This is a genomic window from Ensifer sp. SSB1 (assembly GCF_016652895.1).
Classification (GTDB): Bacteria; Pseudomonadota; Alphaproteobacteria; order Rhizobiales; family Rhizobiaceae; genus Ensifer.
This window is the reverse complement of sequence record NZ_JAEPRP010000258.1, coordinates 1-7,211: the sequence shown is the minus strand read 5'-3', so window position 1 is coordinate 7,211 and position 7,211 is coordinate 1. Positions and strand designations below refer to the sequence as shown.

The following is a 7,211-nucleotide window of genomic DNA, read 5'->3' as shown; positions in this document are numbered from 1 at the left end:
CGCGGAACCATTCAGCCTGTTTGCCGGGATGGGCCGCCGGAATGCGGTAGCCGGCCCTCAGCGTCAGGCCGCCTTCGTCGCGGAGCGCGAAGAACGGTTCGTAGCCGGCCGCCGGCCCTGCGGAAGGGTCGATGAAGCCGGTAACCCCGGCTGCATTGAGATGCGAGAAGAACACCTTGAGGTTCGCCTTGCGCTCTTCCTTTCCAATCGCGCTGAGTTGTCCGAAGAGCACGTTGAACGAGCCGATGTTCCCGAAGAGCTTGCCCGTCGCGCGATTCTCGCCGTTGCGCTCAACCCTGACGCCGGGCGGTAGTTTCGGTGTGGCGTTGTCGAGCGCAAGCAGCTCGATCCCCTTGGTATTCACGAGTGCGTAGTCATAGAGATATTGCACATAGGCCGGGGTGTCCGGCAGGGCCTTGTCGAGGTCGGCAAGCCCGGGCGGACGGCGCTCGGCGAACTGGTCCGGATGCCAGGAGCCGACGACCGCGACCCACTGGTCCCTGGCGCAATCCCGCGCCGCAGTCTTCAAGGCTTCGAGCGCGCTCGCAAGGCTCGTTTCGTCGTGCCAGTAGGTCTCGAAAGGATAGGTCTGGCCGCCGCGGATCGCATGGATATGCGTGTCGACAAGGCCGGGAATGACGGTGCGGCCGCCAAGGTCCAGGACCTCCGTGTCAGGCTGCACCAGCTTTGCGATGTCTTCGTCGCTGCCGACCGCCACGATGCGGCCATTGGCAATGGCAAGCGCTTCCGCCACCGGCCTGGCCTCGTCCATGGTGACGATCGTGCCGTTTCTGAGCACGAGGTCGGGGCGATCTTTTGCCAGGGACGGTTGCGTGAAAACGGCAAGCTGCGCCGCGGCGAGGCAGAAGGTCGAAAACCGGCGGATCAAGGCACTCTCCTCAACAGGATCGGTGAAACCAAACTGGCGGAGGGCGCGGGTGGTTCGCGCGGCTTTCTCCGACAGTTGCGACGTCGGATGGTGGCCGAGCCGTCTTCGCCACGCCTGAGATAGCGGGCCCAAAAAAAGATACGGGCGCTACAAACCGGCGGTAGGCACCGAATCCGAACCACAGTGTCTTAAAAATAGGACAAGGATTTCGGCGCGTGCCGATCCAGACTGCGATGGCATGGGGAGCCATTGGGGAGAAGGCCGACGCTCAATTGCTTCCCGTGGCGCGCAGAAAATCCACGTCGAATTGGACGATAGTCCACCAAAAGAGCACACTCGAACCTCATCTCCACGGGAGCGGCACGCTACCAATCTGTCGGCCGGATGAGGAACCCGCCAGATCAGAACCAAGGGAGCGAGAAATGATCCACGCCGATGACGGCTCACTGTCCCAGGAACAGCGAATGATGCGCGACAGTTGCCGCGCCTTCGTCGACGACGCGGTGACGCCTTTCATTCGATCGAACTGGCAGCGCGAATGGGACATGAGCCCGGGCGAGCGGCTGCCGCGCTCGATCCTGGAGGGGGCCGAAACGATCGGCGTCCGCACGCTCGGCGTGCCGGAAGCCTATGGCGGCGTCGACCTGGAGCGCGAGACAGAGGTCAGGACCTTCGCGCTGATCTCCGAGGAAATCGCTCGCGGCGACTCGGGCCTTGCCGACAAGCTGGTGCAGAACTGGAAGGTCTCGATCCTCCTGCGCGAATTCGCGCCGAAGCACCTGCAGGACAAGTGGTTTCCACGCCTTCTGGCGGACCCGCAGTTCCTGCTGGCTCATTGCCTGACCGAACCGCGCGGCGCTTCCGATCGCTGGCTGCCCTACAACGTGCCCGAGGCGGCGATGCACACGAAGGCCGTCCTCAAGGACGGGCACTGGGTGATCAACGGCCGCAAGCAGTTCATCTCGAACGGCTTCGATGCGAGCCTCTATGTCGTTTATGCCAACACCGACTCCTCGGTCGGCATGCTGCAGGGAACTTCGAGTTTCCTCGTCCCCCGCGACACGCCCGGCCTGACGGTGACGAAGTGCAACGAGACCATGGGCTGCCGTTTCATGAACAACGGCGAACTGGTGTTCGAGGACTGCCGGGTTCCGGCCGATCACCTTCTCGTCCAGAACACCGCCCTTGGCAGTGCCGGGCAGTATTTCCGGGCCGGCAAGATCATCCAGGCGGCCAAGAACCTCGGCGTCGGCGTCGCCTGCTTCGAGCGCACGGCGGACTACGTCCAGAACTACGTGCAGGGTGGGCGTATTCTCATCAAGCACCAGGCCGTGGCCCTGCGGCTCGCCGACATGGCGACGCGGATCGAGGCGGTGCGCGCGCTGATCGAGCGGGCGTCGAGGGCCGTCGACGAGGGGCATCCGGACATGGATGTTCTCTGCAACATGGCCAAGGTCTACGCCTCGGAAGAGATCATGAAGGTCGCGACCCACGCGCTGGAACTGCATGGCGGCAACGGCGCAATGCTGGAGTTCGGCATCGAGAAGCTGTTCCGCGACGCGGCAATCTTCCTGCACATGGACGCGACCGTCGATGTCAGCCGGATGAAGATCATCAAGACCATGTTCCCGGCGACCGCCGGCAAATACGCGGGCCCTGAGAACTAGGGCCTGCCGGAGGAGATGGCGGGCTCGGGAGGACGAAGATGAAGATACTGGTCGCGATAAAGCGCGTTGCCGATCCGAACGTGAAGGTGAGGCTACGGTCCGATGGCAGCGGTCTCGACCTTGCCGCCATCAAGATGACGATGAACCCGTTCGACGAGATCGCGGTCGAAGAGGCGGTCCGCCTCAAGGAGGCGGGCATCGCCTCGGAGGTGGTCGTCGTTTCGGTCGGCCCCGAAAAGGCGACGGAGACGTTGCGCACCGCACTGGCGATGGGGGGCGATCGCGGCCTCCTCGTCAGGACGGAGGCGACGACCGAGCCGCTGGCGGTTGCCAAGGTGCTCAGCGCCGTCGCCGGCGAAGAACAGCCGGCCTTGATCCTTCTTGGCAAACAGGCCGTCGACGACGATTGCAACCAGACCGGACAGATGCTGGCGGCAAAACTCGGTTGGCCGCAGGCGACCTTTGCCTCGCAGCTCACTGTCGATGGCAACCGCGCCACCGTCATTCGCGAGGTCGATGGTGGATCGCAGACGATTGCGCTTGCGCTACCGGCGATCGTCACGGCGGATTTGCGCCTCAACGAACCGCGCTACGCGTCGCTGCCGAACATCATGAAGGCCAAGAAGAAGCCAGTGGAGGAAAAGTTACCTTCAGACTACGGGCTGGTCATCGAGGAGCGCCTGGAGGTCGTCCGTCTCGAAGAGCCGCCGACAAGGGCCGCCGGCATCAAGGTGAAATCGGTGGCGGAGCTTGTCGAGCGACTGAAAACGGAAGCGGGAGTGTTGGCATGAGCGTGCTTGTCTTGGCCGAACACGGCAATGCGCAACTGGACGAGGCAACGGCAAGGGCGGTCAGCGCTGCCCTTTGCCTCGGCAACGACATCCATGTGCTTGTCGCGGGAAAAGGGTGTCACGACGTGGGCTTGGCTGCAGCCTGTCTCGACGGCATCTCCAAGGTGCTGATCGCGGATGGGGAAGGCCTAGCCAACCAGCTTGCCGAGCCGTTCGCCGAGCTGATCGTCGCCTTGTCTGGAAACTACGATGCCATCGTCGCGGCATCCACCTCGACCGGCAAGAACGTGATGCCGCGCGTCGCGGCGCTGCTCGACGTCATGCAGATCTCGGACGTGATCGCGATCGATGGCCCCGACCTGTTTCGCCGTCCGATCTATGCCGGCAACATCGTGCAGACCGTGCGCTCGAAAGACCCGAAACGCGTCCTCACGATCCGGGCGTCGGCATTCCGAGCCGTGGGTCGGGGATTGGCAAAGCCGATCGAGACCGTCGACGTTACCCCAGGCGCCTCCCGGTCGACGTTTGTCGCCAATGCCGTCGCAGTTTCGGAGCGGCCCGAGCTGACCTCGGCGCGTATCGTGGTGTCCGGCGGGCGCGGCATGGGCTCGGCCGACAATTTCGAGACGGTGCTTGCGCCGCTCGCCGACACGCTGGGGGCGGCATTGGGTGCGAGCCGCGCGGCGGTTGACGCCGGCTACGTGTCGAACGACCTTCAGGTCGGCCAGACCGGCAAGATCGTCGCGCCCGAGCTCTATATCGCCTGCGGCATTTCCGGCGCGATCCAGCATCTGGCGGGCATGAAGGATTCGAAAGTGATCGTCGCGATCAACAAGGACGCGGAGGCGCCGATCTTCCAGGTGGCCGACTACGGCCTCGTCGCCGATCTCTTCGAGGCCGTTCCCGAATTGAAGGGCACGCTCGCAAGCGCGCCTTGAAACAGGCGGCATCGGCACTGAGGCAAACGAGGAGGACGGGATGGCAAGGACAGATGGGCAGCCGGGCGATGATCCGGATCAGGACGGTGACGATACCCTGTCGGCGCCCTTTCGTTCCTACGCGCTCGAACGGGCCGACGCGCCCCGTTTCCATATTCGCCTGGTCGAAAAGACCCAGAGGCTCTATCCGGCCCACAAGCACGACTACTTTCAGATCGTCTATTTCATGAGCGAGGCACCGACGGCGCGCGTCGGTCTCAGATCCTACAAGCCGCAGCCGGGCTCGGTCTATTTCATCGCGCCCATGACCCCGCATCAGATGCGGTTCAGCGGCGCGTCGCGGTCCGTCGTTATCTACTTCGACCTCGATTTCCTCCGGCCGGGCATCACGCGCTCCTATCCGATACAGGAACTGGTGCGCATCGCCCCCGAGCTCACGCCCTTTGCCTGGCAGGGGCACATCGACTTCAACCTCGACGAAGCCCAGGCGGCGCGCGTCGAAGAGGCCTGCCGGGAGATGATCCTGGAGCATGCCGAGGACCGGATCTGCACCGGGGAGATCATTCGCGCCGAACTGACGATGATGCTTAGCAGGATCTGCCGGGCCTATGAGAATCGTTTCGACGAGTTGTCGCCGGTGCTGCCGGCGTTCGGCCGGGACAGCGGACACATGCGCAGGATCTCCGATTTCATCGCGGAGAACTACCTGCGTTCGCCGACGCTCGATCAGGCGGCCGCCTATGCCAGGCTTTCCCGGAGCCGTCTCTGCGCGCTGTTGCGACAGCATACGGGCACGAGCTTCAACGCGCTCATCCGCGAGATGCGCATCGATGACGCGCGCGAACGCCTGGTGCTGACCGACGAGCCGATCGGCCAGATCGCCTATGCCGTCGGCTACAACGACGAGAAGTATTTCCTGCGGGCGTTTCGAAAGTCAGTCGGAATGACGCCGACGGCCTATCGGGCGAAACGGCTGAGTGACCTTGCCGTACCCGCGACAACGCGGCGCGGCCTCGGCGCGCAGGCCACGGGCCTGTTGCCAAGGAGCAGGAGCTAGGCGGATCACACGAAACCAGCCGGACAACGGGATTGTCCGACGGACAGAGGAAAGCCTGACCGGGACGTGGTCCGGCATGTGCGGTTGATTGCAACATGGGAGGAGTAGCAATGCTTAAGAATGTCGAGGATCAGGCGCGGGCGCCGCTCCGGATGTCCGGCCTGTTCGTGGGCGGGGAATTTCTGGACGACGGCAGCGCCACCACGTTCAGCGTCGAGGAGCCGGCAACCGGCGCGACGATCGCGCATGTGACCAATGCATCGGAGGCCGACGTCGACCAGGCCGTCAGAAGTGCGCGCGGCGCCTTTCAGGCCTGGCGCGACCGCTCCCCGCGCGAGCGCGGCCAGATCCTGCGGGAGGTCGCCGCCCATATCCGCAAGCACGTGGACGAACTGGCCGAGATCGAGGCGCGCGAAGTGGGCAAGCCGCGTCGCGATGCGCTCCGCTTCGACGTGTCGTTCTGCCATGCCTGCTTCGATTATTTCGGCGGTCTCGCCGATACGATCCACGGCGAGATCCTCGATCAGGGACCGATCGAGGCGCGCATCAACTACGAGCCCTATGGTGTGGTGGCCGCGATCCTGCCGTTCAACTGGCCGCCGATCCACTTCTCCAAGAAGTGCGCGCCAGCGCTCGCCGCTGGCAATACCGTCGTCATCAAGCCGGGCGAGCAGGCGCCCTTGACCGTGCTGCGCCTCGTCGAGCTCGCCAATGAGATCCTGCCGCCGGGCGTTCTCAACGCGGTCGCCGGCATGGCCGCCGGCCCGGCACTTGCGTCCCACCCGCTGGTTGAGCGCATCACCTTCACCGGGTCGACGATGACGGGCCGGCGCGTGCTCCAGTCGGCAGCGCAGAACCTCACCTACGCCACGATGGAACTGGGCGGCAAGAACGCGCTGATCGTACTTTCCGATGCCGATCTCGACGTCGCGATCAACGTCGCGCTCGAAGGCATGTTCTACAATCAGGGCGAGGCCTGCACATCGACGTCACGCATCCTGGTGCACGATAGCCTCCATGACGAGTTCCTGGAGCGGTTCGCACGGGCGACCGAGAAGCTGGTCGTCGGCGACGGGCTGGATCCGGCGACCGATATCGGCGCCATGGTCGATGCGAAACACCGCGACAAGGTTCTCTCCTACCTCGACATCGCGCTGAAGGAGGGAGCCCGTCTCGTCACCCAGGGCAAACTGCCGACCGACGAGCGCTTGAAGGACGGCTACTGGGTCGCGCCGACGGTTCTTGCCGACGTCACGCCCGACATGACCCCGGCGCGCGAGGAGATGTTCGGCCCGATCGCCAGCATCATGCGGTTCTCGACCGAAGAAGAGGCGATCCGCTTCGCCAATGACAGCGAATACGGCCTGACGGCGGCGATCTGCACGACCGATGAGGCGCACGCCGGCAAGATCGCAGCCAAGCTCGAAGCGGGCATGATCTTCATCAACAACTACATGCGCCGCGCCTTCCTCGGCTCCCCCTTCGGCGGCCAGAAGGGAAGCGGTTTCGGCCGGGAAAATGCAGCGGAAACGCTGCGCGAATTCACGCGCTCAAAGAACGTCCGGTTTCCGTCGGGCCGGGGCACCATCCCCACCTGGCCACCGAAGGACTGAGTTCGCCCGAACCAGATCCATTGAACCAAACCTCCAGCACGGTGACGCCCCGTCTTCGGCGCGTCGCCGTGCGAACTCCGACCGGTCTCGGTTAAGGGTGGGTGTCGCGTTCCGCGCGGCGCACCCTCTCTGTCGGGCCGGCAATTAACAGGCGGGTTGCATGCAGATGGTTGAACGCGAGCGCATGGAGTTCGACGTTGCGATCGTGGGTGCGGGACCGGCGGGTCTTGCGGCGGCGATCCGGCTGAAGCAGGTC

Annotated in this window: 7 protein-coding genes; 6 read left to right on the top strand and 1 reads right to left on the bottom strand. The window is 64.3% G+C overall.

All coding sequences use genetic code 11. The features are described from left to right. A partial coding sequence (locus I8N66_RS34965) for an amidohydrolase family protein (protein ID WP_291164413.1) occupies nucleotides 1-889 on the bottom strand: 889 nt, incomplete at its 3' end. Nucleotides 890-1,311: 422 nt separating this feature from the next. Here I8N66_RS34965 and I8N66_RS34960 point away from each other — a divergent pair. The 6 genes from I8N66_RS34960 to I8N66_RS37650 all read left to right on the top strand — a co-directional run. Continuing rightward, nucleotides 1,312-2,556 carry an acyl-CoA dehydrogenase family protein gene (locus I8N66_RS34960; protein ID WP_043623505.1) on the top strand — a complete coding sequence of 415 codons (1,245 nt, stop codon included), beginning with the start codon at nucleotides 1,312-1,314 and terminating at the stop codon, nucleotides 2,554-2,556. Nucleotides 2,557-2,594: 38 nt separating this feature from the next. Further along, the gene (locus tag I8N66_RS34955) at nucleotides 2,595-3,347 is read left to right on the top strand and encodes an electron transfer flavoprotein subunit beta/FixA family protein (protein WP_291164406.1); all 753 of its coding nucleotides are present in this window, start codon (nucleotides 2,595-2,597) and stop codon (nucleotides 3,345-3,347) included. Then, nucleotides 3,344-4,285 (top strand): FAD-binding protein, encoded by a 942-nt coding sequence (locus tag I8N66_RS34950; RefSeq protein ID WP_291164403.1) that lies wholly within the window; start codon nucleotides 3,344-3,346, stop codon nucleotides 4,283-4,285. The genes I8N66_RS34955 and I8N66_RS34950 overlap by 4 nt, the downstream gene beginning before the upstream one ends. A 40-nt stretch (nucleotides 4,286-4,325) precedes the next feature. Continuing rightward, entirely contained in the window at nucleotides 4,326-5,342 is a 1,017-nt protein-coding gene (locus I8N66_RS34945; RefSeq protein WP_291164400.1) for an AraC family transcriptional regulator, read from the top strand. 110 nt (nucleotides 5,343-5,452) lie between these two features. Further along, complete coding sequence (locus tag I8N66_RS34940) at nucleotides 5,453-6,955, top strand: aldehyde dehydrogenase family protein (protein ID WP_291164397.1); 1,503 nt, start codon at nucleotides 5,453-5,455, stop codon at nucleotides 6,953-6,955. Between the two features lie 160 nt (nucleotides 6,956-7,115). Continuing rightward, the coding region (locus I8N66_RS37650) for an FAD-binding protein (protein ID WP_365888363.1) at nucleotides 7,116-7,211 on the top strand (96 nt) is incomplete at its 3' end.

Excerpts from the sequence above, each read along its gene's own strand:
- I8N66_RS34960 (WP_043623505.1), top strand. The coding sequence starts at position 1,312 with ATGATCCACGCCGATGACGGCTCACTGTCCCAGGAACAGCGAATGATG.
- I8N66_RS34945 (WP_291164400.1), top strand. The coding sequence starts at position 4,326 with ATGGCAAGGACAGATGGGCAGCCGGGCGATGATCCGGATCAGGACGGT.
- I8N66_RS34940 (WP_291164397.1), top strand. The coding sequence starts at position 5,453 with ATGCTTAAGAATGTCGAGGATCAGGCGCGGGCGCCGCTCCGGATGTCC.
- I8N66_RS34950 (WP_291164403.1), top strand. The coding sequence starts at position 3,344 with ATGAGCGTGCTTGTCTTGGCCGAACACGGCAATGCGCAACTGGACGAG.
- I8N66_RS34955 (WP_291164406.1), top strand. The coding sequence starts at position 2,595 with ATGAAGATACTGGTCGCGATAAAGCGCGTTGCCGATCCGAACGTGAAG.